Origin of the sequence: Arthrobacter sp. 147(2020), from assembly GCF_013116715.1 — a bacterium.
Lineage (GTDB): Bacteria > Actinomycetota > Actinomycetes > Actinomycetales > Micrococcaceae > Arthrobacter_D.
Map to the genome: position 1 here is coordinate 43,771 of NZ_JABFOM010000018.1, position 26,756 is coordinate 70,526.

General features: G+C 65.8%; 22 protein-coding genes. 13 read left to right on the forward strand and 9 right to left on the reverse strand.

What is annotated here, in order from left to right; all coding sequences use genetic code 11:
- The first annotated feature begins 72 nt into the window (after nt 1–72).
- Entirely contained in the window at nt 73–759 is a 687-nt protein-coding gene (locus tag HMI58_RS12265; RefSeq protein ID WP_171620117.1) for a M23 family metallopeptidase, read from the forward strand.
- Here the strand turns inward: HMI58_RS12265 and HMI58_RS12270 are convergent.
- The 3 genes from HMI58_RS12270 to rhaI are packed head-to-tail and all read right to left on the reverse strand — an operon-like array spanning nt 707 to nt 5,426.
- On the reverse strand, nt 707–2,215 hold the full coding sequence (locus tag HMI58_RS12270) for a rhamnulokinase family protein (RefSeq protein ID WP_171620119.1): 1,509 nt from the start codon (nt 2,213–2,215) through the stop codon (nt 707–709). The two genes, HMI58_RS12265 and HMI58_RS12270, sit on opposite strands and share 53 nt — an antisense overlap.
- Nucleotides 2,212–4,272 (reverse strand): bifunctional aldolase/short-chain dehydrogenase, encoded by a 2,061-nt coding sequence (locus tag HMI58_RS12275; protein ID WP_171620121.1) that lies wholly within the window; start codon nt 4,270–4,272, stop codon nt 2,212–2,214. The genes HMI58_RS12270 and HMI58_RS12275 overlap by 4 nt, the downstream gene beginning before the upstream one ends.
- Complete coding sequence (gene rhaI, locus HMI58_RS12280; RefSeq protein WP_171620123.1) at nt 4,260–5,426, reverse strand: L-rhamnose isomerase; 1,167 nt, start codon at nt 5,424–5,426, stop codon at nt 4,260–4,262. The genes HMI58_RS12275 and rhaI overlap by 13 nt, the downstream gene beginning before the upstream one ends.
- A gap of 248 nt (nt 5,427–5,674) precedes the next feature.
- On the opposite strand from rhaI, the gene HMI58_RS12285 reads away from it, so the two are divergent.
- The 4 genes from HMI58_RS12285 to HMI58_RS12300 all read left to right on the forward strand — a co-directional run bounded on the left by HMI58_RS12285 (nt 5,675) and on the right by HMI58_RS12300 (nt 10,775).
- A complete protein-coding gene (locus tag HMI58_RS12285) occupies nt 5,675–6,673 on the forward strand; it encodes a LacI family DNA-binding transcriptional regulator (RefSeq protein ID WP_171620125.1) in 999 nt (332 codons plus the stop codon).
- A gap of 70 nt (nt 6,674–6,743) precedes the next feature.
- On the forward strand, nt 6,744–7,076 hold the full coding sequence (locus HMI58_RS12290) for an L-rhamnose mutarotase (RefSeq protein ID WP_171584723.1): 333 nt from the start codon (nt 6,744–6,746) through the stop codon (nt 7,074–7,076).
- 15 nt (nt 7,077–7,091) lie between these two features.
- Nucleotides 7,092–8,030, forward strand: coding sequence for a glycosyl hydrolase (locus tag HMI58_RS12295; protein WP_171620127.1), 939 nt, complete (start codon nt 7,092–7,094; stop codon nt 8,028–8,030).
- 171 nt (nt 8,031–8,201) lie between these two features.
- A complete protein-coding gene (locus HMI58_RS12300; protein ID WP_171620129.1) occupies nt 8,202–10,775 on the forward strand; it encodes a rhamnogalacturonan lyase in 2,574 nt (857 codons plus the stop codon).
- Nucleotides 10,776–10,834: 59 nt separating this feature from the next.
- Here the strand turns inward: HMI58_RS12300 and HMI58_RS12305 are convergent, their stop codons facing one another.
- On the reverse strand, nt 10,835–11,818 hold the full coding sequence (locus HMI58_RS12305; RefSeq protein ID WP_171620131.1) for an acetylxylan esterase: 984 nt from the start codon (nt 11,816–11,818) through the stop codon (nt 10,835–10,837).
- A 190-nt stretch (nt 11,819–12,008) separates the two neighbouring features.
- On the opposite strand from HMI58_RS12305, the gene HMI58_RS12310 reads away from it, so the two are divergent.
- From HMI58_RS12310 to HMI58_RS12330, 6 genes are read left to right on the forward strand one after another with little or no spacing between them, the layout of a single operon-like run.
- Entirely contained in the window at nt 12,009–13,304 is a 1,296-nt protein-coding gene (locus HMI58_RS12310) for an extracellular solute-binding protein (protein ID WP_171620133.1), read from the forward strand.
- A 28-nt stretch (nt 13,305–13,332) separates the two neighbouring features.
- Entirely contained in the window at nt 13,333–14,319 is a 987-nt protein-coding gene (locus HMI58_RS12315; RefSeq protein ID WP_171584718.1) for a sugar ABC transporter permease, read from the forward strand.
- On the forward strand, nt 14,316–15,221 hold the full coding sequence (locus HMI58_RS12320; protein ID WP_171620135.1) for a carbohydrate ABC transporter permease: 906 nt from the start codon (nt 14,316–14,318) through the stop codon (nt 15,219–15,221). The genes HMI58_RS12315 and HMI58_RS12320 overlap by 4 nt, the downstream gene beginning before the upstream one ends.
- 2 nt (nt 15,222–15,223) lie before the next feature.
- Entirely contained in the window at nt 15,224–15,859 is a 636-nt protein-coding gene (locus tag HMI58_RS14965; RefSeq protein WP_240153776.1) for a hypothetical protein, read from the forward strand.
- Between the two features lie 41 nt (nt 15,860–15,900).
- A complete protein-coding gene (locus tag HMI58_RS12325; protein ID WP_318779209.1) occupies nt 15,901–17,874 on the forward strand; it encodes a beta-galactosidase in 1,974 nt (657 codons plus the stop codon).
- A gap of 57 nt (nt 17,875–17,931) precedes the next feature.
- Nucleotides 17,932–19,467 carry an alpha-N-arabinofuranosidase gene (locus tag HMI58_RS12330; RefSeq protein ID WP_171620139.1) on the forward strand — a complete coding sequence of 512 codons (1,536 nt, stop codon included), beginning with the start codon at nt 17,932–17,934 and terminating at the stop codon, nt 19,465–19,467.
- A 7-nt stretch (nt 19,468–19,474) separates the two neighbouring features.
- Here HMI58_RS12330 and HMI58_RS12335 read toward each other — a convergent pair whose 3' ends face one another.
- Nucleotides 19,475–20,515, reverse strand: a complete 1,041-nt coding sequence (locus HMI58_RS12335; RefSeq protein ID WP_171584714.1) for a LacI family DNA-binding transcriptional regulator — start codon at nt 20,513–20,515, stop codon at nt 19,475–19,477.
- A gap of 179 nt (nt 20,516–20,694) precedes the next feature.
- Here HMI58_RS12335 and HMI58_RS12340 point away from each other — a divergent pair, with 179 nt between their 5' ends.
- Nucleotides 20,695–21,408 carry a hypothetical protein gene (locus tag HMI58_RS12340; protein ID WP_171620141.1) on the forward strand — a complete coding sequence of 238 codons (714 nt, stop codon included), beginning with the start codon at nt 20,695–20,697 and terminating at the stop codon, nt 21,406–21,408.
- Between the two features lie 3 nt (nt 21,409–21,411).
- Here the strand turns inward: HMI58_RS12340 and HMI58_RS12345 are convergent, their stop codons facing one another.
- The 4 genes from HMI58_RS12345 to HMI58_RS12360 all read right to left on the reverse strand — a co-directional run bounded on the left by HMI58_RS12345 (nt 21,412) and on the right by HMI58_RS12360 (nt 25,213).
- Nucleotides 21,412–22,560, reverse strand: coding sequence for an acetylxylan esterase (locus HMI58_RS12345; protein WP_171620143.1), 1,149 nt, complete (start codon nt 22,558–22,560; stop codon nt 21,412–21,414).
- A complete protein-coding gene (locus HMI58_RS12350) occupies nt 22,553–23,260 on the reverse strand; it encodes a FadR/GntR family transcriptional regulator (RefSeq protein WP_171620145.1) in 708 nt (235 codons plus the stop codon). The genes HMI58_RS12345 and HMI58_RS12350 overlap by 8 nt, the downstream gene beginning before the upstream one ends.
- Nucleotides 23,257–24,438: a mandelate racemase/muconate lactonizing enzyme family protein gene (locus tag HMI58_RS12355; protein WP_171584710.1), complete on the reverse strand. Its 1,182-nt coding sequence runs from the start codon at nt 24,436–24,438 to the stop codon at nt 23,257–23,259. Before HMI58_RS12355 ends, HMI58_RS12350 begins: the two co-directional genes overlap by 4 nt.
- Nucleotides 24,439–24,559: 121 nt before the next feature.
- Nucleotides 24,560–25,213 (reverse strand): GntR family transcriptional regulator, encoded by a 654-nt coding sequence (locus HMI58_RS12360; protein WP_171620147.1) that lies wholly within the window; start codon nt 25,211–25,213, stop codon nt 24,560–24,562.
- Nucleotides 25,214–25,325: 112 nt separating this feature from the next.
- Between HMI58_RS12360 and HMI58_RS12365 the strand changes: the two genes are divergently transcribed.
- The gene (locus HMI58_RS12365) at nt 25,326–26,492 is read left to right on the forward strand and encodes a mandelate racemase/muconate lactonizing enzyme family protein (RefSeq protein ID WP_171620149.1); all 1,167 of its coding nucleotides are present in this window, start codon (nt 25,326–25,328) and stop codon (nt 26,490–26,492) included.
- The last annotated feature ends 264 nt before the right edge of the window (nt 26,493–26,756 follow it).

Genomic DNA, 26,756 nt, shown 5'->3' on the forward strand with positions numbered 1-26,756 from the left:
AGACCCGCCGGTTGCAATCGGCGATTCCTGCCCCCCGGGCCGTTTCCTGCGTAGCAGTCCTAGAATGAGCAAATGGTCGGCACAGTGCATGAACCATTCACCTTGGCGTTGCCCTTCGAGGGTCGGTGGCTGACCGAGAACAGCCCGGCCCGACGCGTGCCGAGCCACGGAACGGATCTGCTGGGCGGTCGGTATGCCATTGACTTCGTGGGGGTGGATGACCGTCGGCGTACGTCAATTCGAAACGACTGGCGGACGGCCTTCTCCACCGAACCGGTCGACCGGTTCTTTGCCTTCGGGCGTCCGATCCTGGCGCCGCTGGCGGGAATGGTCGTTCGAGTGCACGACGGCGAACCCGACCATGAGGCGCGCCGGTCGCAGTTCACCCTGGTGTCCTATGCGCTGGGCCAGGCCGCCCGGCTGCGGGAGGGGGTGGCGTCAATTGCCGGTAACTACGTGGTGATTGCCGCTGGCCCCGCCGAGTACGTCGCCCTCGTCCATCTCCGGAAGGGCTCGCTGAACGTGACAGTCGGTGACACGGTGGCCGCTGGCCAGTTCCTCGGGGAGTGCGGCAACTCGGGCAACTCGACACAACCGCACGTGCACCTCCAGGTCATGGATAGCCTGGACCTCGCCACAGCGCATGGCATTCCCCTCGCCTTTGAACGGTTCCGCGAGTGGCCGCGCGGAGCCAGCCGGGCCCTCCTTAGGGAGAGCGGAGTTCCGGCAGAAGGTGCCGTCGTCGAGCCGGTTCGGTGACGGCGTCCTGCACTCCACCCTCCCCATACGGCGTGTACCGGGTGGTGTCGGCGGTCCGGGCCACGGCAGCCCGGATGTCGGCGAGCGAGGCGGTCTCCCCCAGCAGGCCGGCCGCCCGCGCCTGCACCATGACATTGCCCAGTGCCGTGGCTTCGACCGGGCCGGCCACGACCGGCAGCCCGGTCGCGTCGGCGGTGAGCTGGCACAGCAGGGTGTTCTGGGAACCGCCTCCCACTATGTGCACCACGTCCACTTCGGTCCCGGATAGGTCGACAGCCTGCCGCACGGTCCGCGCATAGGCGGCGGCGAGGCTCTCGAGAATGCACCGCACGACGCCGGCCGGTCCAGCAGGTGCCACACCCCCGGCACGGTGGGCTGCGTCCCGGATCCGCCGCGGCATGTTCCCGGGCGGGATGAACTCCGGCGAGTCGGCATCGATCAGTGGGCCCCCGGCAGGCAGGGACGCCGCCTCTGCCAACAGCGCTGCCAGGTCGTGGGAATCTCCGGCGTCGGTCCAGGAGCGCAGGCACTCCTGGAGCAGCCACAGCCCGCCGACATTCCGCAAGTACCTCACTGTCCCGTCGATGCCGCGTTCATTGGTGAAGTTGGCGGTGCGGCTCGCGGGGGAGAGCACCGGCTGGGCCAGCTCGACGCCGACCAGCGACCAGGTGCCCGACGAAATGTAGGCAAACCCCTCAGCCAGGGCGGGGACGGCGGCAACCGCTGATGCCGTGTCATGCGAACCCACCGCAACGACAGCTGTGTTCGGCGGCAACCCGGTCTGACGGGAAATCCCGGGCAGCAGCATCCCCAGCGTTTGACCCGGCTCGATCTGAGCCGGAAAAAGACTTGCGGGAATCCCGAGCCGGGCAAGGATCCCGGGATCCCAGCCGCCGGTGCGCGCGTCCGTGAGCCCCGTGGTGGAGGCATTGGTCGCCTCGCTGGCCCGCCGGCCGGTCAGCCAGAAGCAGAGCAGGTCCGGGATCAGGAGCGCCTGTACCCCTTCAAGGGAGGCCTCGGACGCCAGTTGGTAGAGCGTGTTGAACGGAAGGAACTGCACGCCGGTGGTGCTGTACAGGCGATCGAAATCCATGAGCTGGTGCACCGCCGCGACTGCAGTCTCGCCGCGCCCGTCCCGGTGGCTGTACGGCAGGGTGGCGAGGGCGCCGTCGTCGTCAATCAGTCCGTAGTCCACCGCCCAGGTGTCAACGCCGATGCTCGCGATCCGTTCCCCGGGCTCCAGTGCGCCCGACGCCAGCGTCAGCCCGGCAAGCACCTGCTCAAAGAGGGAGTGGACGTCCCAGCGCAGCGTGCCATCGACCTCGACCGCACCGTTGGGAAACCGGTGCACCAGTTGCAGCCGCGGCCCGTCTGTCCCGACCTGGCCCAGGATGACCCGGCCCGAGGAGGCGCCGATGTCGACGGCGACAAACACCGGCCGGGCGTCGTCGATCATCGGAGGAAGGCCGCGGCAACACCCGCATCCACGGGGATGTGCAGCCCAGTGGTGTGGGACAGCGCGTCGGAGGTAAGGACGGCGACGGCGCTGGCCACGTTCTCTGGGAGTACCTCCCGCTTGAGCAGGGTGCGCTGGGCGTAGTACTCGCCGAGTTTGTCCTCGTCGACCCCGTAGACCGCAGCACGCTTTGCGCCCCACCCGCCGGCGAAAATCCCCGAACCGCGGACCACTCCATCGGGGTTGATCCCGTTGACGCGGACCCCGTACCCGCCGAGGTCGGCGGCGAGCAGCCTCACCTGGTGCGCCTGGTCCGCTTTTGTGGCGGAATAGGCGATGTTATTGGGGCCGGCGAAAACCGAGTTTTTCGAGGAGATGTAGATGATGTCCCCACCCATCTCCTGGTCGATGAGCACCTTCGCTGCCGCCTGGGACACCAGGAAGGACCCCTTGGCCATGACGTTGTGCTGCAGGTCCCAGTCCTGTTCGGTGGTTTCGAGCAGGGGCTTGGAAATCGACAGTCCGGCGTTATTGACCACCAGGTCCAGCCCGCCGAAGGCGAGCGCCGCGGCGTCGATCGCCTGCCGCACCTGGACGGGATCGGTGACGTCCGCCCGGACGCCGACTGCGACGTCGGTGCCGCCGAGCTCTGCGGCGACCTGCTGGGCGCTGTCAAGGTGCAGGTCGGCGATCACCACGCAGGCGCCTTCCGCGGCCAGCCGGGTGGCGATGGCCTTGCCGATGCCCGACGCCGCCCCGGTCACCAGGGCGATCCGGCCGGCGTGCGACTTGGGTTTGGGCAGACGCGCAAGCTTCGCTTCCTCCAGCGCCCAGTACTCGATCCGGAACTTCTCCGACTCGTCGATGGGGGAATAGGTGGAAATACCTTCCGCTCCCCGCATCACGTTGATGGCGTTCAGGTAGAACTCACCCGCGACCCGGGCGTTCTGCTTGGTTGCACCGAAGCTGAACATGCCAACGCCGGGAACCAGCACCACCGCCGGGTCCGCCCCCCGGATGGCGGGGGACGCCGCTGTCGCATGCCGGTCGTAGTAGTCCTGGTAGTCGGACCGGTAGGCCTGGTGCAGTTCCTTCAGCCGGGCGACGGCATCCTCGACGGGCGCATCGGCCGGGAGGTCCAGGACCAGGGGTTTGACCTTGGTGCGCAGGAAGTGGTCGGGGCAGGACGTCCCCAACCCCGCCAGCCGCGGGTGTTCGGCACTCTCAAGGAAGTGCAGGACGGCGGCGTCGTCGCAGAAATGCCCGAGTTGGGGCTTGTCAGTCGAAGCCAGGCCCCGAATGACAGGTGCCAGCGCGGCTGCCTTCGCGCGGCGTTGGTCCACCGGTAGGGCCGAATAGCCTGGCAGTGGAGCGCCGAACGGCTGCGGCCGCGAGTTCTCCGCCAGGTAGCGTTCAGCGGTCTCGATAATCCACAGCGAGTTGCGTTCGGCCTCCCCGGAGGTCTCGCCCCAGGCTGTGATTCCGTGACCGCCGAGAATGGTGCCGACTGCCTGCGGGTTGGCGGCCTTGATCGCCGCGATATCCAGTCCCAGCTGGAACCCGGGGCGGCGCCAGGGTACCCAGAGCACCTTGTCGCCAAAGATCTTAGCGGTCAGCGCTTCGCCGTCAACGGCCGTGGCGATAGCGATGCCGGAGTCCGGGTGCAGGTGGTCAACGTGGGCGGCATCGACCAGGCCGTGCATCGCCGTGTCGATCGACGGTGCTGCGCCGCCCTTTCCATGCAGGGTGTAGTCGAAGGCCGCGACCATTTCGTCCTCCCGGTCAACGCCGGGATACACGGCGGTCAGGGCACGCAGCCGGTCCAGGCGAAGTACCGCCAGTCCCTGTTCGGTGAGCGTTCCGAGGTCACCGCCGGAGCCCTTCACCCAGAGCAACTCCACGTTCTCGCATGTCACCGGATCAGTGCCGACGCCTTTCGCCGAGGTGTTGCCGCCTGCGTAGTTGGTGTTCCGCTTGTCCGCGCCGAGCCGGTTGGACCGGGCAATCAGGTCCTCCACCGTTGACATCGTTGAGCTGTTCACTGTCACGCGCCCCATCCTGCCTGCTGCCCGCCCTCGCGGTCTGCGTTGATTTTCTCCTGATATCCGCTGGCAGCGTAGGCGGCCAGCGGGTCCGCGGGAAGACCGCGCGATTCACGCCACGCGGCGAGTGCCGGCCGCACATCGGTGTAGAAGGCATCCATGAAGAGTGCGTTGGCTCCGAGGACGTCGCCTGCTTCCTGGGCTGCGGTGAGTGCCGTGCGATCGACGAGGAGGGCGCGGGCGGCCATTTCCTGGACATTCAGCACCGACCGGATCTGCCCGGGGATCTTCTCTTCAAGGTTGTGGCACTGGTCCAGCATCAGGGCCACATTGCTGGCCGGGTCGAGTGCGCCACCCCGGGCCACCTCATACATGATGCGGAACAGCTGGAACGGATCTGCTGCCCCGACAATGAGGTCGTCGTCGGCGTAGAAACGGGAATTGAAGTCGAAGGAGCCCAGCTTTCCAAGGCGGATGAGCTGCGCGACGATGAACTCGATGTTGGTGCCCGGAGCGTGGTGTCCGGTGTCGAGGCAGACCAGGGCCTTCTCTCCGAGGGCAAGCGTGTGGGCGTACGAGGTACCCCAGTCAGGAACGTCGGTGTGATAGAAGGCCGGCTCGAAGAACTTGTATTCAAGCACCATCCGCTGAGCTGCCCCGAGCCGGGAGTAGACCTGCTGCAGGGATTCATGAAGCCAGTCCTGACGCGAGCGCATATCGCCCTGCCCGGGGTAGTTGGTGCCGTCGGCCAGCCAGATTTTCAGATCCCGCGAGCCGGTGACGTTCATGACGTCGATGCACTCGTACATGTGGTCGATCGCTTTGCGGCGCACTGCCGGGTCACTGTGGGTGAGCGAACCGAACTTGTAGAGGTCGTCCTGGAAGGTGTTGCTGTTGATCGTGCCGAGCCTGATGCCGTGGTCGGACGCGAACCCGGACAGCTCCGCGTAATCCTCCACCTTGTCCCACGGGATGTGGAGGGCAACCGACGGCGCGAGCCCGGTCAGTTCGTTGACCTTCGCCGCGTCGGCAATCTTCTCCTGCACGGTGCGCGGTGTCCCGGCCGTCTGGAAGACCTTGAAGCGGGTTCCGGAGTTCCCGTAAGCCCAGGAGGGCACCTCGATGGCGAGCTGTTCCAGCGTGGCCGATATTCGGCTCAGGTCAACCATTGCTTCTCCACATCTATCGCTGCTGGCCCGGGCCGGCGCGCGCCTTTAGTTGTTATGCACCGACTCATCGGGCCGTCCGCCGCGGGAGGCGATCGAATGTCATAAAGCGAACCATACATTGAATCGATTCATTGGTACGTTTCAAAGGTATCCTTGGCACTGAGACGGTGTCAAGCAATCTTTCGCAGGCTGCACGGCAGGATGCCGCACTCCCCGTCCAGTAGTTCCGCGAAGCGAGGTAAAGCCGAATGGTCAGTATCAAGGACGTCGCCGACCAGGCGCAGGTGGCTGTGGGGACTGTCTCCAACGTGCTCAACAATCCTGACCGCGTCGCCGAAAAGACCCGTGAACGGGTCTTGGCAGTGATCTCCGAGCTCGGCTTCGTGCGCAACGACGCGGCCCGCCAGTTGCGGGCAGGCCTCAGCCGTACTATTGGCCTGATCGTCCTGGATGTGAGCAACCCATTCTTCTCGGCGCTGGCTCGCGCCGCGGAAGACCGCGCAGCGGAATCGGACAGCACAGTGCTACTGGGGGACAGCGCACACGACGTTGGCCGGGAGGGCCGCTACCTCGACGTGTTCGAGCAGCAGCGCGTCAAGGGCGTCCTGATCTCTCCCGTTGGCAACATCGATTCACGACTGGAGCAATTGAGTGCCCACGGTGTCCCGGTGGTCCTTGTGGACCGGGTGGACCCACAGGGCCGGGTGAGCTCGGTATCAGTTGACGACGTTGCCGGTGGGTATATGGCCGTGCAGCACATGCTGTCCCGAGGACGACGGCGGATCGCTTTTGTCGGCGCCTCGACCGACATCCAGCAGGTCGCCGACCGGCTCAAAGGTGCGCAGCAGGCGGTGGCCGAGGTTCCCGATGCCCAGCTGGAGGTGGTCGAAGCCACCGCTATGACCGTCCTCGCCGGACGCGCCTCCGGCGAACTGCTCGCCGAGCGGGGCCGGGACGGACTTCCAGATGGCATCTTCTGCGCCAACGACCTGCTGGCCATCGGCGTCATGCAGGCAGTACTTCTGATCCGCGGTCTGCGGATCCCCGAGGATCTTGCACTGATCGGCTATGACGACATTGATTTCGCCCAGTCCACGGTGGTGCCCCTGTCCACGGTGCGGCGACCGACCGAACTGATGGGACGCACCGCCGTCGAACTGCTGCTTGAGGCAATCGAGGGGCTCTCGCCAGAGAGCCGGCAGGTCATCTTCCAGCCAGAACTTGTCAGCCGGGGGAGCACGCTCTAGGCCTCCCCGCTCGCCGTCGTCAGTGATAGCATCTGTCTGAAACGATTCACCCCACTCGAGGAGGAGCGCCATGGAACGCGTCTGTTTCCAACTGCAGGTGAAGCCCGACCGGCTGGAGGAGTACCGGGAGCGTCACGCCGCCGTGTGGCCCGACATGCTGCACGCTCTCAAGGATTCGGGGTGGAACAACTATTCGCTCTTCCTGCGGCAGGATGGACTGCTGATCGGTTACGTGGAAGCTGACGACTTCGCCGCGGCCCAGCGCGCCATGGCCGCCACTGACGTCAACGGCCGCTGGCAGGCCCAGATGAGCGATTTCTTTATTGAACTCGAGGGGCGCCCGGATGAAGGATTCCTGATCCTGGAGGAGGTTTTCAACCTCGAGGACCAGTTGGCCCCCTGAGAAGGTGTCCCGGCAATGAGCGCACCTTTATTGGCCGACCCGCTGGGCGGGCCGACCGACCCCACGGTCATTCAGCACCAGCGCACCGGTCAATGGTGGATGTTCTATACCCAGCGGCGCCCGCATGCACGAGGGCTCGGCGTGGAGTGGGTGCATGGCAGCCGGATTGGCACGGCTGTGTCCGACGACGGCGCGGCCTGGCGCTACCGCGGGGTGGTCGAGGGCCTGGATCCCGCCAACACTCCGGGCCGCCACACCCACTGGGCACCCGAGGTCGCGTGGGATGGGAACCGGTACCACATGTATCTCAGCTGGATCCACGGGGTCCCGTCGGCCTGGGCGGGACATGAGCGGCACATCGCCCACCTCACCAGCCCGGACCTTGTGTGCTGGGAGCACCACGGGTTCCTCGCCCTCGGTTTCCGGTACGTGATCGATGCCGCCGTCGCCACCACAGCGGATGGTCGCGTGCGCCTTTGGTACAAGGACGAAGCTGACGGATCCACAACTCATGCTGCCGTCAGCCAGGACTGGCACACCTTCGCGGTGGAAGGGCAGGTCATCGGGGGCGTGCCCCACGAGGGTCCGAACGTCTTCGCGCTCGACGGCTGGCAGTGGTTGATCGCGGACGAGTGGTGTGGCCAGCGCGTCTATCGCTCCGACGACGGCGTCACATGGTCCGCGCAGGGGCGCATTCTCGACATTCCCGGATTCCACGCCGGCGACCGACAAGTGGGACGGCATGCCGACGTCGTCGTACGGGGAAAGGAGGCGGTCGTCTTCTACTTCACGCATCCCCACTGGGGTGGCAGCAACGCGGTCGAGGCGCAGGTGGGAGCACTGCGCGAGTCGACGGTTCACCGGGCACGCCTCTGGGTAAGCGAGGGTGTACTGCGGTGTGACCGGGACGTTCCGGCGGCCAGCCCGCTGCCACCGGGACGCGGCCGGCCCTAATGTAGTGCTTCGCGGGAGCAGACCAACCTCAGTACTGACCGGTGGTGCTGGAACTGCCTCGCCCCGTCACTGCACGGCGGAGCTTCACGCTCAAAGATCCCGCCCACCCTTGACCGTCTATCCAGGCTGCCCTAGGTTGGTGAAAGCGCTTTCCATTGAAAGGATTCAAAGATGAGCACTCGCTATCGCCTCACTCCTGTGCCAGCTACGCTCGCTCTGAGCCTGGCCCTTATCGCTGGAGGTGGCGTCCTTCCTGCGGTCGCCGCACCAGCCCACCACCAGAATCGGCCGGGGATCCAGCTGGAGCACCTCGACCGCGGACTTGTCGCCGCTGCCACCACCGAGGGCACGTTCCTCAGTTGGCGTCTCCTGGCCACCGAGGTGACCGGTTCCACCACCACCGGCCAGGCGGGCCCGGACTTCGCCGTCTACCGCGACGGCAAGAAGATCGCCACGGTTACCGACAGCACCAATTACCTCGACCCCGTGGCCACCGATGATACCGCCATCTACCAGGTAGCCGCCGTCGTCGACGGGGTGGAGCTTGCCCGCAGTGGGGACGTGAGCCCGTGGGCCCAGGGATATGCCGAAATTCCACTCCAGAAACCCGCTGACGGGGTCACCCCGGCGGGTGAAAACTATACATATGCCGCAAACGACATGAGTCTCGGCGACGCAGACGGCGACGGACAGTTCGAGTACGTGGTCAAGTGGGAGCCGACAAACTCCAAAGACGTCTCCCAGATTGGCTACACGGGCAACACCTACATCGACACCTACACGGTGGGTGGCACGCTGCTGCACCGCATCGACCTCGGCGTCAACATCCGCTCCGGCGCCCACTACACCCAGTTCATGGTCTATGACTTTGACGGCGACGGCCGCACCGAAATGATGATGAAAACGGCGCCGGGCACCAAAACCCTGTCCTACGACGACGCCGGCAACGTCACCGACGAGCGCTTCATCACCATGCCGGAAGACGACCTTGCCGCCGGTTACGCCAACGACGACGACTACCGCAAGAGCGCAGTCGACTACTACGAACATGTCGTTGACCTCTTCACCCAGTGGCACGAACACCCGGAGGTGGTTTCCGGCAACTGGCCCGCAACGCTTGAGGAGGCTTTCGGCATCGACCCACGCCACGCCTACCCGCTTTCGGATACGAATGCCCGCGACCTGGCCGACTACTTCATTGACGAGTACGCGCCCGGGCGCAGCGCCCGGAACAACCTGCGGGCGTTTGAAGGCTTCATCCTGAGCGGCCCCGAGTACCTCTCGGTCTTCGATGGCGCCACCGGCGAGGAACTGCAAACCGTCGACTATGAACCTGGACGGGGCGACGACGGCCTCATGTGGGGCGACTACGCGATGAGCCGCATCGAGCCCGGCAACCGGGTGGACCGCTTCCTCGCGGGGGTCGCCTACCTGGACGGCCAGCGTCCGTCGGCAGTGTTTGCCCGCGGCTACTACACCCGCACCACAATGGCCGCCTACACCTGGGACGGTAAAAATCTCTCAACCGTATGGAACGTGGACAGTGGCCACGCGCCCATGAGCAACCCGTTCAACGACAGCCCGCACGGCCGCCCCGGCACCGACCCGGAGTTCGGGTCGCTCAACACTCAGGGGTTCCACTCGCTGAGCGCGGCTGACGTGGACGGCGACGGCCGGCAGGAGATCGTCTACGGTTCAGCGACGATCGACGACGACGGTTCCCTGCTCTACAGCTCATTCGCCACCATGCCTGAGGGCAGCGCGACGCCCGGCGTTGAAGCTGGTCTGGGGCATGGCGATGCGATGCACGTGACCGATATTGATCCGGAACGGCCCGGGCTGGAGATCTTCACCGTGCACGAGGGTGGAGCCTATGCCCCCTACGGATCGGCGCTCCGCGATGCGGCAACCGGCGAAGTGCTCTTCGGTGCCTACTCGGGGCGCGATACCGGGCGCGGCATGATCGGGGACGTCCGTGCCGACGTCGACGGGATCGAGGTCTGGTCGAGCATGCCGGGCGGCACCGACGCATCGGGGCTGCTCAGCTCGACCGGCGACATTCTCGAACCCCGGACCCCGGGCACCAACATGAGCATCAAATGGGCTGCAGACCTGACCACGCAACTGGTCAATGGCTCCGGCGACGGCACTCCCACTATCGACGACTGGACCCGCGGCACCCTGTTGACCGCTGAGGGCACCCGTACCAATAACGGCACCAAGGGCAACCCCTCGCTGGTCGCGGATGCCTTCGGGGACTGGCGCGAGGAACTGTTTGTCCGCACCGCTGACAGTTCAGCAATTCGGGTCTACCTGAGCACTGAGGTAACCGGGCATAAGCTCTCCACGCTGATGCACGACCCGCAGTACCGGGCCGAGGTGGCCCGCCAGAACACCACCTACAACCAGCCGTCCTACCCGAGCTACTACCTCGCCTCGGATATGGACTTCGCCGCGGTTCCGGTCCCTGAGGCCTGGACCCCCGGTATCGTCAGCGCCCTCGGCTCCACCCTCGAGACCCTGACCGTCAGCGGGGAGGTTGCTGGCCCGGTGGCGAAGCAACTGGAATCGTCGCTGGCCCAGGCCGAACGTGCGGCCGCACAGGGTGATCTGGCGAAGGTGCGCAAGGCAATGGAGAAGTTCGTGAAGTTCCTGGGGCAGTCCAAGAAGCCCGACGTCGTCTCCGCCCCGGCGCGCGCGGTGCTCGATAACGGTGCCCGGACCATCCTCGGAATGGTCGGGTAGCCCGCCCTTTCCTGCCGGCGGCCAGGCTCAGCTCCTCGTGAGGAGCTGAGCCTGGCGGCTCAGCGGGAGAAGACGTCCCGTTGGAACCTGATGTGTTCGGCCGCCTGGGCGGGTCCGCCGTTCTCGTGGCCGTTGTACGGGAAGACATTCATCGACTTTGCCCCCGCGTAGTGGTTGTAGGCGGCGTACACGCACGACGGCGGGCAGATGTCGTCGAGCAGGCCCACCGAGAACAGTGCCGGGATACCCGCCCGGGCGGCGAAGTTGACCCCGTCAAAATAGGCCAGCGTCGCGAAGACTTCCTCCTCGCGGCCGCGCTGGATCCCGAGGTAGCGCACCAGCTCGCTGTAGGGGGCGGTATTGACCAGTTCAGTGGCCCTGCGAACATGCGCGAGAAACGGCACGTCGACAATCGCGGCGACCGGAGGGTGCTCCAGCCGCAGGGGTGTCAGGGCGGCTGCGGCCAGCGCGATTGCGCCGCCTTGGCTTCCGCCCGAGATAAGCACCCGCTCCCGGTCCACGAAGGCGTGCGACTGGGCAGCCTCCACCGCGCGGACCGCGTCAGTGAACAGCCGGCGGTAGTAGTAGGTTTCAGGGGAATCGATACCTAGCGTCAGATGACCGCCAAAGTGCGGCCCACCCACGCCGGGGTCGGGGGTGTCGCCACTCCGGTGTCCGGCGCCCTGGCCCCGCAGGTCCATCACGAAGTGCGCGACGCCGGCGCTCGGGATGGCGGTCCACTCACCGAGGAGGCTCCTGCCGCCGCCGTATCCGATGTACGTCACCACGGTGGGCAGCGGCCCGGTCGCGGAGCGTGGCCGGAGCAGCCACCCCTTGATGGGGTGGCCCCCGTAGCCGGCGAAGGTGACATCCTCGGTCACCAGTTCCGAGTATCCGGCGTCGACCTCCTCGAAGCGGGCATCAAGGGTGAAGGACGCGGCCTGGGCCAGGGTCTTCTCCCAGAAGGCGTCGAAATCCGCGGGTTCACTCCGGGCGGGGAGGTACTGCTGGAGCTCGCTGAGCGGGAGGTCAAACTGCGGCATCTAGCGGTTTCCTTAGCTCGTTGTCGTCTCGGAGGGGTCTTGGATCACAGTATTTGAGAACAAAGCCTTGCAAATTGAGACGATTCAATTTAGTCTCATCGGAGAGCGCTTTCCCCCGTGATGTAAGTCATAGTACCAGCGGGTCAGAAGAGCTTCACCAGTTATCTGAGCCGTTCCCAGGAGGACAAAGATGTTCAACAAATTTTCACGACGCGCCGGGTCCGGCGTAGCGGTCACGGTCGCAGCGGTTCTGATGCTGACCGCCTGCGGTGGCAACGGCGGCGACGCCGGCGGAACCCCCGACCCGAATGAGGAAGTCACCCTCAACTTCACCTGGTGGGGCAACGAGGATCGTGCCTCCCGCTACGAGGAAGCCATCGCCCTGTTTGAGGATGAGAACCCGAACATTGACGTCAACGGCACCTTCATGGACTTCCCTGCGTACTGGGAGAAGCGCCAGACCGAGGCTGCCGGTGGCGGCCTGCCCGACGTCATGCAGTTCGACTACAGCTACCTTCGCCAGTACGGCGAGAACGGCGTGCTGCTTGACCTCACCGAATACGAGGGCAACGGCCTGACCACCGATGGCATCGACGAGACGCTGATGGCCACCGGTCGGCTCGAGGATCAGACCCTCGCCGTCCCCACCGGCTACAACGCCTGGTCCCTCTTCGAGAATCCGGCAGTGCTTGAGGAAACAGGTGCTACCGGATATGAAGGCGGCACGTCCTGGGAGGACTACGACGCGTATATGACCAGCGTCACCGAGGCGTCCGGGGGAGAGGTCTACGGCGGCACCGACTACACCGGCCGCATCCAGAACCTTGAACTGCAGATGCGCCAGGAAGGCCGTGAGCTGTTCACCGACGAGGGAGAACTGAACTTCACCCAGGAGGAGCTTGCCGAATTCTGGAGCAGCGCCCAGGGCTTGCGCGACAACGTCACCATCCCCGCCCGCCAGCTGGAAGAGGTTGCCCCGAAGTCAGGCTTCGGGTCCAACCTCACCGCAAGCGAAATGACCTGGTCCAACTTCATGGGCGGCTACCTCGGCGACACCGGCGCCGAGGACCTGACCATCCTGGCGCCGCCCACCAGCGACCCCTCGGTCAAGGACCTGTACCAGAAGCCCAGCATGCTGCACGCGGTTTCCGCGGGCACCGAGCACCCCGAAGCTGCAGTGGCGTTCGTCGAGTTCCTGATCAACAGCCCGGAGGTCGGCGAAATCTTTGGGGCCAGCCTCGGCGTTCCCGCCTCGGAAACCGCATTGGAAGGGGCAAGCCTCGAAGGGCCGGATCTGGAGGTCAAGGAATACCTCGACTCCGTCGCTGACCGCATCGGAGACCCTCCCGCCGCGCCCGTCGTCGGCTACGGCGCGCTGGAGAACACCTTCCTCACGCTCGGTACCTCAATCGGTCTGGGAGCCATCACGCCGGAGGAAGCTGCACAGCAGTTCTTCGACGAGGTCGCTGTCACCCTCGGCAGCTGAACCGACCGTAGAGCCTAGGAGCAGTGTGATGACCACGGGATCGGCGCCAGCGCCACAAAACACCCGCACAACCGCCGAACCCGGCGCCCGTCCGGCGGGCAACCGCCGGGCGGGCGGGCACCCCAAACGCAAGGGCAATTCGGAGACGGTCGCCGGGTACGCCTTCCTCGCCCCCTGGCTGGTGGGACTCTTCGCCTTGACCTTGGGCCCCATGCTGTTCTCCCTCTATCTGGCTTTCACCGACTACAACCTTTTCACTGCCCCCGAATGGTCAGGCCTGGCGAATTTCGAACGGATGGCCGGCGATACCGTGTTCTGGGGCTCGGTCCAGATCACCCTCATCTATGTACTGGTGGGGACACCGATCAAGCTGGCGGCCGCCCTGGGCGTCGCGATGCTGCTGAACTACAAGTCGAAGGGGTCCGGTTTCTTCCGCTCGGCGTTCTACGCACCGAGTCTCATCGGCGCCTCGGTGAGCATCGCGATCGTATGGCGGGCAATGTTCTCCGCCGAGGGCCCGGTTGACAGCGGGCTCAGCTTCCTCGGGATCAACCTGGGTGGCTGGGTCGGCGTGCCAGCACTGATCATGCCCATGATGATCCTGCTGGCTGTCTGGCAGTTCGGCGCACCGATGGTCATCTTCCTGGCCGGACTGAAGCAGGTGCCAGCCGAACTTTACGAGGCTGCGTCGGTGGATGGGGCGAAGGCCTGGCGGAAGTTCATCAGCGTCACCCTGCCGATGCTCTCGCCGGTGATCTTCTTCAACCTGCTGTTGGAGATGATCGGCGCCTTCCAGATTTTCGCATCCGCCTACATCATCGGCTCAGGCTCCGGGGGGCCCGCGGGCGCCACCAACTTCTACACCGTCTACCTCTACACCCGCGCGTTCACGAACAATCAGATGGGCTACGCCTCGGCGATGGCCTGGGTTCTGCTGATCGCGGTGGGCATCCTCGCTTTCATTCTCTTCCGCACCTCCAAGAGCTGGGTGCACTACGGAGGTGACACCAAATGAGCACCATCGAATCAACCCCCACCGTGCCCCCGCCGGTGCAACCCATTCACAAGCGTCGCCAGCCACCCCGCCGGACCGCAGCGAATGTGGCCTGGATTGTCGGCATCGTGCTGCTGACCGTCGTCGTGCTGTATCCACTGGTGTGGATGATCTCCGCGTCGTTCAAGCCGAGCTCGGAGTTCGGGTCCAACCAGGGTCTGCTGCCCGAGAACCCCACCTTCGACAACTTCATCAAGGTGATGGAGGGTGTCGCCGGCATCCCCACCTGGAGGTTCTTCTGGAACTCCACCATCCTTGGTATCGGGGCGGTCATCGGCACGGTGATCTCCTCATCGATGGCGGCCTACGCGTTCGCCCGCCTGAACTTCAAGGGCCGGCCGCTGTTCTTCGCCATGATGATCGGCACGCTGCTTCTGCCGTTCCACGTGCTGATCATCCCGCAGTACATGATCTTCCGGAACCTCGGCATGGTGGACACGTTCGCCCCGCTGCTGGTGGGCAAGTTCCTCGCCACCGAGGCATTCTTCGTGTTCCTGATTGTCCAGTTCATCAGGAACCTGCCGAAGGAACTGGACGAGGCGGCCCGCATCGACGGGTGCGGGCACTGGCGGATCTTCTGGTCGATCACCGTCCCCCTGATCAAGCCCGCCCTGATCACCTCCTCGATCTTCGCGTTCATCTGGAGCTGGAACGACTTCCTCGGCCCGCTGCTCTACCTGAACTCGCCGGAGAACTATCCGCTGCCGTTGGCGCTGCGCGTGTTCAACGACCAATCCAGTGCCTCCGACTACGGCGCGACCGTTGCGATCTCGGTTCTCGCCCTCCTGCCGGTGATGCTGTTCTTCGTCATCTTCCAGCGGTTCCTCGTGGCCGGGGTTGCCACCCAGGGCCTGAAGGGGTGACAGTGCTCAGCCTCCGGGGCGGCCGCAACCAGCGTCAGCGGCGCGACTTGCCCGACGGCACCACACTCAGGTGGCCGGGTGCCGAAGGGAAGTTCGCGCTGTTCGCCGAGGTGTTGTGGATTGGCGTGCTCACCGTCGCAGGTGGCCTGATGATCGTCACCCTGCCCGCTGCGCTTGCCGCCTCCACCCGTCACCTGCACCGCTACCTGCGGGCCGACCGCTCAACCATCGGTCAATGGTGGTCGGACTTCGGCGCGGCACTGCGCACCGGCTGGATCGTTGGCCTGGCGACGACGGCGGCGGCCGTCGTGCTCTCCTTCAACCTCCTCCTGGCGGGCACCCGGGTGCTGCCCGGATGGCAGGTGGTAGTCGCTGGTGGAGCCCTCGCCGGGGTGCTGGTGGCGCTGATTCTGTTGCAGTCTGCGGCACGCTGGAGCCCGGAGCACGGCTGGAGGCGGGCCCTCCGGGACGGCGCCAGGTCACTGATCACCGATCCGGGAGCGATCATCCAGCTGGTTCTCGCGCTGCTGTTGACCAGTATCGTGACCTGGCAGCTGCTGCCACTGCTGGTGCCCGGCCTGGGCTGCCTTGTTTTCGCGGTGCTCGCCGTCAAGGAACGCGAGCGTCCGGCGAAGTAACCTCTTCCCACGTCCCTCCCCAGGTCGAAAGGACCATTCCCGTGCACTACGGCGCCGATTACAACCCTGAACAGTGGCCCGAATCCGTCTGGCCGGACGACGTCGAACGGATGCGAGAGGCGTCGGTCACCATGGTGAGCCTGGGCATCTTCGCCTGGTCGCGGATCCAGCCTGCGGAGGGTGTCTTCGACTTCGGATGGCTCGACCGGGTCATCAACCTGCTGCACGAGGGAGGGATCGCCGTGGATCTGGCGACGGCGACCGCCTCACCGCCGCCATGGATGACCGCTGCCTACCCGGAGATCCTCGCCGCCGACGAAAACGGTGCGACGTACTGGCACGGCAGTCGGCAGCACTATGCGCCGTCGTCGCCGACGTACCGCCGGCTTGCCGGTGAACTGGTGAAGCGGCTCGCCGAACGGTACGTTGACCACCCGGCGGTGGTGCTGTGGCATGTCAACAACGAGTACGGCTGCCACCTCAACCTGGACTACTCCAACTCAGCGCGCGACGCGTTCCGTGACTGGTTGCGTGCCAGGTACGGAACCCTTAAGTCGCTGAACGAGGCCTGGGGAACCTGGTTCTGGGCTCAGCACTATGAATCGTTTGACCACATTTACCCACCCCGCAAGGCGCCCTACAGCCACAACCCCGGCCAGCTGCTCGACTTCCGCCGGTTCACCTCCGACACGCTCCTGCAGTGCTACCTGATGGAGCGCGAGATCATCCGGGCAGCCGGGGCGCGCCAGCCCATCACCACCAACTTCATGGGCGCCTTCAAACCAGCCAACTACTGGCAGTGGGCGCAGGAGATGGACGTCATCTCCGACGACTGCTATCCCGACCCCAACGACCCGGAAAGCTTCCGGGCCGGCGCGTTCCAGCGGGACCTGATGAGGTCCCTGAAACCCGGGACGCCGTGGCTCCTCATGGAGCAGTCCACCAATGCCCTGAACTGGCGGCCCAGCAACGCCCCGAAAGCACCCGGGCAGATGCAGGCGCTCAGCATGCAGAGCGTGGGCCGGGGCGCCGACGGCATCCTGTTCTTCCAGTGGCGACAGTCCCGCGCCGGGGCCGAAAAGTTCCACTCTGCGATGCTGCCGCACGCCGGCACTTCCACCCGCACCTGGCGTGAGGCGCAGGGCCTGGGCCTCGAGCTGGCCGCCCTGCCAGAGCTCCCCGCGGGCACCCGGGATGCCCGCGTGGCCATCGTGTTCGACTGGGAGAACTGGTGGGCCCTGGAAAACCCCGACCACCCGGTGGTCCTGGACTACGTCGAGTGCGTGCAGGGCTGGTATCGGGCCATCCACCGCCAACACGTCCAGGTGGACCTGGTGCTCCCGACCTCCGGGCTGGAGAACTACGCGGTGGTCGTTGCACCCCAGCTGTATCTGTTGACGGACGACGGTGCAGCGAACCTTACCGGCTTCGTCCAGGGCGGCGGTCACCTGCTGGTGACAGCGTTCAGCGACATCGTCGACGAGCACGACCGTTTCCGTGAGGGCGGATTCCTCACCCAGTTGGGACCCCTGCTCGGGATCACCCTCGAGGACTTCGGGGCGCTGGTGCCGCCCGCATCGTCGGGGCCCGGGCAACGCACCGCGCCGGTGGCGTTGGGCCAGTCAACCTTCGACGGACTGTACCTTGCGGAGGAGATCGCGACCGTCGACGCCGAGGTTCTGGCGACCTTCAGCGGCGGCCGTACCCAGGGGCTACCCGCGTTCACCACCAGGGTCAGCGGCGCAGGCCGGGCCTACTATCTCGCCACCGTGCCTGACGACGACGGTGCACGCCTGGTGAGCGCACACGTCTTCGCGACCGCGGGCATCGAACCCGTGCTCGCGGGGCTGCCCGATACCGTTGAAGCCGCGCAGCGTGGCGAAGTGACGACCCTGATCAACCACGGCGCGGACGCCGTCGCCATCGAGGTGTCCGGAACCAACCTTTTGACTGGTGAGGCAGTGGACAAGGTGCACCTCGAGTCCTTCGGGTACGCGCTGCTGCGCCGGCCCTGAACGGTCCACCAGCATTTGAACCGCCAGCCTGCATCACCGCCCAACACGAGGAGAGTCATGGCCCGCGCACGTATTGTGATCGACAGGGATTTCACCATCGGCGAGGTACCCCGTCGGCTGTTTGGCTCCTTCGTGGAGCACATGGGGCGGTGCGTCTACAGCGGGATCTACGAGCCCGGCCACCCCGAGGCCGACGAGGCAGGTTTCCGGCAGGACGTCCTGAAGCTGGTCCGCGAGCTCGGCGCCACGGTGGTGCGCTACCCCGGCGGTAACTTCGTCTCCGGGTACAACTGGGAGGACGGGGTGGGCCCGGTGGAGCAGCGCCCGCGCCGGCTGGACGGCGCCTGGCACACTGTCGAAACCAACGTGTTCGGTCTCCACGAGTTCGTCGACTGGTCGCGGCAGGCCGGGGTGGAGATCATGGAGGCGATCAACCTGGGCACTCGCGGTGTCGATGCCGCCCGCGAGCTGGTTGAGTACGCCAACCACCCTGGCGGCACCTACCTCTCGGACCTGCGGGCGGCCAACGGGCACAAGGACCCGTTCGCCATCAAGCTGTGGTGCCTCGGAAACGAGATGGACGGACCCTGGCAGATCGGCCACAAGACCGCCGACGAATACGGGCGCCTGGCCCAGGAGGCGGCCAAGGCGATGCGCCTGGTAGACCCCTCCCTGGAACTCGTCGCCTGCGGAAGTTCCAACGCCCACATGCCGACCTTCGGCGCCTGGGAACAGACAGTCCTCGCCCACACCTACGACCAGGTGGACTACATCTCCCTTCATGCCTACTACCAGGAGGAGGCCGGCGACGTCGGAAGTTTCCTCGCCAGCGCGCGGGACATGGACCAGTTCATCGAATCCGTAGTGGCCACCGCTGACGCGGTCCGCGCCCGCGGCAAGCACAGCAAACGCATCAATCTGTCCTTTGACGAGTGGAACGTCTGGTACTCCCGCCCCGGGGACGCCGACAGCCCCGAACAGGTGGGCAACCTCGGCTGGCGCGAGCACCCCCGGGTGATTGAGGACGAGTACAACGTGACCGACGCCGTCGTCGTCGGGACGTTCCTGAACTCGCTGCTCCGGCACGGCGACCGGGTGAAGATCGCCAACCAGGCACAGCTGGTCAATGTGATCGCGCCCATCAGGAGCGAGGCGGGTGGACCCGCATGGCGGCAAACCATCTTCTGGCCATTCGCCCGGATGGCCGAGCTGGCGACGGGGCAGATCCTGCAGCTCACCATCGAGTCGGACCGTTACACGAACGCGCGCTTCGGGGACACGGACCTGGTGGATGGTGCCGCCACCTTCAATGAGGAGACCGGCCGGGTGGTCTTCTTCCTGGCCAACCGGTCGTTGGAGGAAGCAGCCGACGTCGAACTGACCCTCCGCGGGCTGGACGCTGTGCGGGTCACCCGCGCGGAGGTGCTGCGCACGCCAGCGGGCCAGGACCGCTTCACCACCAACAACCTGGCCCGGGGTGAACACGTGGGGATGACACCGTTGCGGGATGTCACCGCAGGGGGTCAGGAGGTCCGGGTGAGCCTGCCCGCCCTGTCCTGGTCCGTCATTGAGATCGAGACCCGCCTGGGCTGACGCGGGTTCAGCGGCGGGGGGTGCTGTCCCGGCAGACGACCTCGGTGACAACCGGCCCGTTGGCCGCCCCGGCAACCGAACCGACGCCGAAGGACAGCTCCAGCGCCCGGCGTCCCACCTCTTCGAGGGGGATACGGACAGTGGTGAGGGCAGGGGTGATGTCCCGGACCGTAGGAATATCGTCGTAGCCAGCGATGCCCAGATCCCGGCCGGGTTCCACGCCCGCCTCCCGGAGCGCCGACATGGCGCCCATCGCCATCACGTCGCTCACGGCGAAGAGCAGATCGACGTCGTCGAGTCCGTTCCTGACGAGTTCGGTGGCACCCTGGTACCCGCCGTCGCGGTTGAAGTCGGTGTGGATGACGTGTCGGTCGGCCAGCTCCAGGTCATGGGCCGCCAGGGCGTCGCGGAATCCCCGCAACCGGTCCTGGGCGGCAACGATGTCCGGCGGCCCGGCGAGGACGGCAAACCGGCGATACCCCAGCCCGACCAGGGATTCAGCGAGGGCACGCGCGCCGCCGCGGTTATCCAGCAACACGGTGGCAAACGGTGAGGCGTCCTGGCTGATGAAGGCGACCCGGCCGCCGTTTTCCTCGAACGCCGACAGTTCCCGGCGCAGCTCGGCTTCCTGCGGGGAGCCGGCGACCCGCGATCCGGCGAGGATCATCACCCGGGGACGTTGCCCGCGGAGGGCGCGAACCGTTGCCAGTTCCCGCTCCGGATTGCGGCCGGTCACCGCGATGGTCACCACCAGTCCCGCGGTCTCTGCGGCTTTGATCACCCCTGACGCAATGGTGGAGAAGTAGGGGTCCGAGATATCGGCGACCAACAGGGCGACGGTGGTGGTGGTGCCCTTGGCGACGGCCTGGGCGAAAAGGTTGGGGATGTAGCCGAGGCGCTGCGCGGCGTCGACCACCCGCAGACGGTAGGTCTCGTTGACTTTGCGGGCGCTCCCGTTCAGGGAGCGGGACGCGGTTGCCAGCGACACTCCAGCGGCCAGCGCCACATCGTTGAGTGTTACTGCCGGCTTGTTGGTGCCTGGTTCCATTGCTGCGGCGTATCCTTCCGATGGCCCGCTGGACGCTCGTCCCCAGCCGGTGCCCTTAGCATTGTTGCACGCGCCTGGTGTGGACAGCCGTGCTGCACACTGAGGGTAAGCGCTTTCTAGACATCTTGCTCCCACTTTTCCCGCCGCGCCAGTGCCTGTCATGCTGTAACTATGATTTCTTGCAGTGTGGCAGCAGTCGGCAGGTCAGCAACCAGGGCGCGGCGGCATTTCACCGAGCGCGGGGCGGCATGATCGGCCGCCGCCGGCCGCGGCCACTGCCCCCGGAACCCGATGGCACCGAACTGAAGTGGCCCGGCGCCACCAACCGGGTGGAGTTGTTCGCCCAGGTGATCTGGGCGGGAGTGCTCACCACGCTGGCAGGACTGGCGATCATTACTCTTCCGGCGGCGATCGCCGCCGGCACCCGGCACCTGAACCGGTATCTTCGCGCGGAGCGGAGCACCGTCCGCAGTTATGGGTCCGATTTCCTGCGTGCCCTGCCCGGAGGGCTCCTGGTGGGGGTGGTCGCTCTGGCACTCGCGGCTGTCCTGGGGCTGAACAGCTTCCTCGCCGCCACGCAGGTGTTGGTGCTGTGGCCAGTCATCCTTTGCGTCGGCATCCTGGGTCTCGCCGCGACGGTGGTCGCGCTATTGCAGGTTGGTTTTCACTGGGCGCCGGAAACAGGGTGGAAGGTGGCGGTGCGTGAGGGCCTGCGGCGGACCAGCGGTGACCCGGTTGGGGGTGCGCTGATCGCCGCAGTTGCCGCAGTAGCCGGGGTGATCGCCTGGCTGCTTCCCCCGCTGGTCGTCGCGGGGGTGGGGTGTCTTCTGTTCACCGTACTCACCGTCAATGTGCGTCCCCGCCGTGGCGCCGGTCCGGAACCTGGCAGCTAACCCTCAGGAAATCCCGGGTAGCCCCTCCTGCAGGGCAGTGCTGAGGTGGGCGCCGGCCTCCGCCAGCATCGCAGCGGTGAAGATGTGGCCACCCGGGTGCCAGGCGCCGCGGTAGTGCTCAGGCCCGGCGTCCGTCTGGTCCCGGAGCAACCTGTCGGCGTCACGCATCCCCTCGGCGGGGAAGAGCGGGTCGTCAAGGGCGTACTGGACGAGGAAGCGCGTCGTGGGAGCCAGGGATGACAGTGCTGGCCAGTCGCAGACGGCGGCGAGACCCGGCGTGCTCAGCAGCCATGAGTGGCTCTCGAGGTACGCCGGGAACAACGACTCATGAGTGGTCATCATGCATGACACCACACAGGCGGTCAGCCGCTGATCCAGCGCTGCGAGCATCAGTGCCCGCCCGCCGCCGCCGGAAAAGCCGCCGACGCCGACCCAGTCCGGATCCACTTCCGGGAGCTGCCGGAGGATGGCAAGGGCAACCAGGTCGTCGTATGCCACCATCCCGGCGTAGCTGGTGCCCAGGAGCGCTGCCGCCTTCGCCACCGTATTCTCGTGCTGGGCGGCCAGGGTGTTGTAGGTCAGTTCCGGGCTGGGGCGGTCCCCGTCGGCGGTCCACTGGGCGGTGGCGGCGCGGAGGGCATCACCCGCCCGCTCCGGTGCCGGATCCAACACGAACCGGCGGCTTCCCCAGCTGAAGGCATCGTGCACCAGGACCGCGAAACCCGCCCGGGCAAAGTCATTGGCGACGGCCCGGCCCTCGTACAGCTTCCGCTGGAGAGCGACGACGTCAGGGTCGGTCGCCTGGCCGAGGTCGACCAGCCGCTCGCCCCCCAGCCACTTGTTGCCGCCATGGCAGTGCATCCACAACAGGCCGGGCAATCGTCCCTCGTGGTGCAGCGGAGTCACCAGCCGCGCTGAGGTGGGCGGCCCGAAGGGCAGTTGCCAGCCCAGGCGGCTCACCCGCACACCCCCAACTACCGACTCTTCACTTCGCGTGACGGTGTAGGCCGAATCATCGGGCGCTGGCAGTGCCGGCACTCCCACCACATTGGCCACGCGCTCGCTGTCTGCGGAGGCGGGGGCGAACCGTCTCCGACTGGTCATGAACGCCGGCCAGTCCTCGTACCCGCCGATGGCGCTGGCTTTAGCCATGTGCGGCAGCCGGCGGTGAGTGGGGTGAAAGCCGCAGGCGCGAATTGGTGAGGTGGGTGCGCATCGCCGCTGCTGCGCCCTGCGCGTCACCAGCCGAGACGGCGTTGAACACCGCCAGATGTTCTTCCCCCACCAGCTCGAAGCCGGCGGCCAAGGCGACGCCATCCTGGGGAGCCAGCCGCGTCTGCGGCATGGTGATCATCGAGGCCCCCAGGGAGGCGATCAGGTCGAGGTAGAACCGGTTATGGGAGGCGATGGCGATGCCGCGGTGGAACGCGAAGTCCGCCTCGATGGCTGCCCGGGGGGACTGCCCGGCGGCACCGAAATCGGAGAGCGCCCCGCTGATGGAGCGAAGCTGGGCTGGGGTGTGGCGGCGGGCGGCCAGCGCCGCTGCCTCCCCTTCCACCCCAATCCGGAAGTCGAGGAGGTCCAGCCGGTCCTGATGGGTGCGGATACCGCCGGGTTCGACGGTGAACGGCTGACCGGTGGGCCTGGTAAGCACGAAGGTCCCTTTACCCCGGTAGGTTTCGACCAGCCCGGCCGCCTGCAGGCGGGAGAGCGCCTCGCGCACCACCGTCCGGCTGACCGCGAACTGCTTCTCCAGCGCTGACTCGGAGGGTAGCTTGTCGCCTGGCACCAGCAGTCCATCGAGGATGCTTTGGCGCAGTTCGTCAACGAGCCGGGTGGCGAGAGCCGTCATCGAACGCCGAACTCGACCGAATCGGTGGTCCACGCGGCAGCCTGCTCGCTGAGGGTGAACCCCAAGCCCGGGCGGTTCGGCACGATCATCCGTCCATTGACGGTTTCCAGCCGTTCGTTGAAGAGCGGGTTCAGCCACTCGAAGTGTTCCACCCATGGCTCCCGTGGGTAGGCCGCGGCCAGGTGCAGGTGAATCTCCATGGCAAAGTGGGGCGCCAGTTGCAGGCCAGCCTGGTCGGCCAGGGCCGCGAGCCGCAGGAACGGCGTAATTCCGCCAATGCGTGGTGCATCGGGTTGGATGATGTCGGCCGCTCGGTGGGTGATGAGGTTGATGTGCTCGCTGACGCTGGAAAGCATCTCACCTGTCGCGATCGGGGTGTCCAGGGCGTGGGCCAGCTGGCCGTGACCCTCGGCGTCGTAAGCATCGAGGGGCTCCTCGATCCAGGTGAGGTTGAATTGCTCGAGCGTGCGCCCCATCCGCATGGCGGTGGGCCGGTCCCATTGCTGATTGGCATCCACCATCAGGGGGACTGACGGACCGAGGTGTTCCCTGAGTGCGGCGACGCGTGACAGGTCAACGGCTGAATCGGGGTGGCCCACCTTGATCTTGATGCCACCGATACCGTCCTCCAGCGACTCGGTTGCCCGCTCCTTCACCTCATCGATCGAGGCCTGCAGAAAGCCTCCGGAGGTGTTGTAAGTTCTTACCGAGTCCCGGTAAGCGCCCAGCAGTTTCGCCAGCGGTAGCCCGGCCCGCTTCGCCAACAGGTCGTAAAGGGCGATGTCCAGGGCCGCGATCGCCTGGGTTGCGACTCCACTGCGTCCCACCGACGCACCTGCCCAGAGCAGCTTCTGGTAGACGCGACCGATGTCGCTGGGGTCTTCCCCCAGCAGGTTGTCGGCCACCTCCCTGGCGTGCGCGTACTGGGCGGGTCCACCGGCCCGTTTGGAGTAGCTGAAACCCGTGCCGTGATGACCCTGTTCGGAGCGGATGTCGGCGAAGAGGAAGACAATTTCAGTCATTGGCTTCTGGCGACCCGTCAGCACCTTGGCATCGCTGATCGCGGTGGTGAGCGGGAGGGTCAGCGTGGAGAGCTTCACGTGCCGAATCCGGTCGGTGGTCGCTGCACCGCCTGATACCGCGGCCAGCGGGTCGGTTGCGTGCTGAAGTGTGCTCATGGTGGGTGTCCCGCCGTTGGAAGTATTTTCACACATAGTACAAGTAGCAAACTTGTCATACAAGTGGTGACAAGACACCAGTGTTACCACTTCTGTCAGGCGGGGTCCCACCCGGTTGTTGCTAGTTGCCGGCGAGACCCTCTGCCGCCAGCCCAATGACGCTACGCCGCACGTGGCCTTCCATCAGCCGGTGCGCGTCCTCGCCGCGGCGGGCCAGGACCAGTCGCAGGAGGTCCTCGTGCTCCTCGTGATCCTGCTCGCGGGACGCGCCGCTTTCCGGCAACGAGAGGCCGAGGCGGCGGTATCGATCCGAGAGGTCCCAGATTTCATCGAGCAGGTGGATCAGGCGCGGGTTGTGGGACCCGCGGTAGATTGCCTCGTGGAAATCCCGATGCGCCGTGAGGGCGGCCTCACCCTGGTCGCGGGTCACCGGCAGCAATCGGGAGAAGGACTCCTTCATGGCTGCCGCGTCAGCGTCGGTGTGACGTTCGGCGGCCAGCGAGGTGGCGAACGGGTCCAGGGCGAGGCGCAGATCCATGAAATCGTGGATTTCCTGGGAGCTGATCGCGGACACCCGCGCATCACGGTGGCTTTCCAGTTCCACGAGGCCCTCGGACATCAGTCGCTTGAGCGCCTCCCGCAGCGGGGTCAGGCTCATCCCCAGGGACTCGGCCAGTTGTCGCTGCGGCAACAGCGAACCGGGCGGGATAGCACCCGACAGGATCCGTTGCCGGACTTCGGCGTAGGCGAGGTCGCTCTTGGTTTTGTAGATCACTGCAACATTCTCTCCTGATAGCGCCGATCTTCGACGCAGTGCCGTTGACAACTGCCCAAACAGCCCGGTAGCGTCCGGCTCAAGTTATAACTTATAACACTGGAGGTTCATTATGAAGATCGTTTCCATCCACGAAGGCACCCTGCCCATCAGCTCGACCATCCGCAACGCCTGGGTCGACTTCAGCACCATGGACGTGTCGATCATCGCGGTGGTCAGCGACGTGATCCGCGACGGCAAGCCGCTGGTGGGCTATGGATTCAATTCCAACGGCCGGTACAGCGCAGGCGATATCCTCCGCCGCCGCGTGATTCCCCGCCTGATGACTGCAGACCCGAACGACATCCTCCGTGAGGATGGCTCCAACTTCTCGCCCGAGAAGATCTGGGACATCGTGATGCAGAACGAGAAGCCAGGTGGCCATGGTGAACGCTCTGTCGCCGTCGGCGTTCTCGACATGGCGCTCTTTGACCTTGCTGCCAAAATCGAGGACAAGCCGCTCTACCGCTACCTCTCGGAGAACTACGGTGACGGTTCCCCCGACGAGGACGTGTTTGTCTATGCGGCCGGCGGGTACTACGCACCGGGCAAGGGACTCCCTGAACTCCAGGACGAGATGAGAAAATTCCTTGACCTCGGTTACACGGTAGCCAAGATGAAGATCGGCGGGGCGAGCCTGGCAGAGGATCTGCGACGGATCGAAGCGGCCATCGAGGTGGTAGGAAGCGGTCAGAACCTTGCGGTGGACGTGAACGGACGCTTCGACCTCGAGACGGCGCTCACCTACGCCGACGCAATCGCCCCGTACAACCTGTTCTGGTACGAGGAGGTGGGCGACCCGCTGGACTACCAGCTGCAGGCCACCCTCGGGGAACGGTATCCCCACCCGATGGCCACCGGTGAGAACCTCTTCTCACTGCCGGACGCCCGCAACCTGTTGCGTTACGGCGGCATGCGACCGGACCAGGATATTCTCCAGTTCGACCCCGTCCTCGGGTACGGCCTGGTGGAGTATCTGCGGATCCAGGCACTGCTGCCCGAGTACGGGTGGTCCCCGCGGTCCTGCATCCCACACGGTGGGCATCAGTTCGCCCTGCACATTGCCGCGGCTCTCAAGCTGGGAGGCAACGAATCGTACCCCGGCGAATTTTTCCCGACGGGCGGCTTTGCCGACGAAACCGTGGTCCAGGGCGGCCGGGCCCGTCCCACCGAGGCACCGGGGATCGGGTTCGAACTCAAATCAGCGTTCTACAAGCACCTCCTCGCGCTGCACGGCTGATATATGTCGCCGGCTTGATCGGTTGGAAACCGCTTTCCTTGACGTGCGCCACGTCACACGTTATTGTCTACTAAGGCCGCCTGAGAAACCGTTTTCTCAGATCGCTTGAAACCATGAGAACCAATGACGATTCGATAGGAGACGCAATGGGTACGGTGCCAGATCGGAAACCGACTGCTACTCCCGCTCACTTTCCCCGGCGGCCGGTAAGGACGGGTTATGTCTGCGTTAGGTGAACTTTCCCAGATGAAGCGGGGGCCGAAG

Excerpts from the sequence above, each read along its gene's own strand:
- HMI58_RS12265 (WP_171620117.1), top strand. The coding sequence starts at position 73 with ATGGTCGGCACAGTGCATGAACCATTCACCTTGGCGTTGCCCTTCGAG.
- rhaI (WP_171620123.1), bottom strand. The coding sequence starts at position 5,426 with ATGGTTGACCTGAGCCGAATATCGGCCACGCTGGAACAGCTCGCCATC.
- HMI58_RS12355 (WP_171584710.1), bottom strand. The coding sequence starts at position 24,438 with ATGAGCACACTTCAGCACGCAACCGACCCGCTGGCCGCGGTATCAGGC.
- HMI58_RS12330 (WP_171620139.1), top strand. The coding sequence starts at position 17,932 with ATGGCCCGCGCACGTATTGTGATCGACAGGGATTTCACCATCGGCGAG.
- HMI58_RS12320 (WP_171620135.1), top strand. The coding sequence starts at position 14,316 with ATGAGCACCATCGAATCAACCCCCACCGTGCCCCCGCCGGTGCAACCC.
- HMI58_RS12285 (WP_171620125.1), top strand. The coding sequence starts at position 5,675 with ATGGTCAGTATCAAGGACGTCGCCGACCAGGCGCAGGTGGCTGTGGGG.
- HMI58_RS12315 (WP_171584718.1), top strand. The coding sequence starts at position 13,333 with ATGACCACGGGATCGGCGCCAGCGCCACAAAACACCCGCACAACCGCC.
- HMI58_RS12290 (WP_171584723.1), top strand. The coding sequence starts at position 6,744 with ATGGAACGCGTCTGTTTCCAACTGCAGGTGAAGCCCGACCGGCTGGAG.
- HMI58_RS12275 (WP_171620121.1), bottom strand. The coding sequence starts at position 4,272 with ATGGGGCGCGTGACAGTGAACAGCTCAACGATGTCAACGGTGGAGGAC.
- HMI58_RS12295 (WP_171620127.1), top strand. The coding sequence starts at position 7,092 with ATGAGCGCACCTTTATTGGCCGACCCGCTGGGCGGGCCGACCGACCCC.
- HMI58_RS12305 (WP_171620131.1), bottom strand. The coding sequence starts at position 11,818 with ATGCCGCAGTTTGACCTCCCGCTCAGCGAGCTCCAGCAGTACCTCCCC.
- HMI58_RS12300 (WP_171620129.1), top strand. The coding sequence starts at position 8,202 with ATGAGCACTCGCTATCGCCTCACTCCTGTGCCAGCTACGCTCGCTCTG.
- HMI58_RS12335 (WP_171584714.1), bottom strand. The coding sequence starts at position 20,515 with ATGGAACCAGGCACCAACAAGCCGGCAGTAACACTCAACGATGTGGCG.
- HMI58_RS12270 (WP_171620119.1), bottom strand. The coding sequence starts at position 2,215 with ATGATCGACGACGCCCGGCCGGTGTTTGTCGCCGTCGACATCGGCGCC.
- HMI58_RS12345 (WP_171620143.1), bottom strand. The coding sequence starts at position 22,560 with ATGGCTAAAGCCAGCGCCATCGGCGGGTACGAGGACTGGCCGGCGTTC.
- HMI58_RS12310 (WP_171620133.1), top strand. The coding sequence starts at position 12,009 with ATGTTCAACAAATTTTCACGACGCGCCGGGTCCGGCGTAGCGGTCACG.
- HMI58_RS12350 (WP_171620145.1), bottom strand. The coding sequence starts at position 23,260 with ATGACGGCTCTCGCCACCCGGCTCGTTGACGAACTGCGCCAAAGCATC.
- HMI58_RS12365 (WP_171620149.1), top strand. The coding sequence starts at position 25,326 with ATGAAGATCGTTTCCATCCACGAAGGCACCCTGCCCATCAGCTCGACC.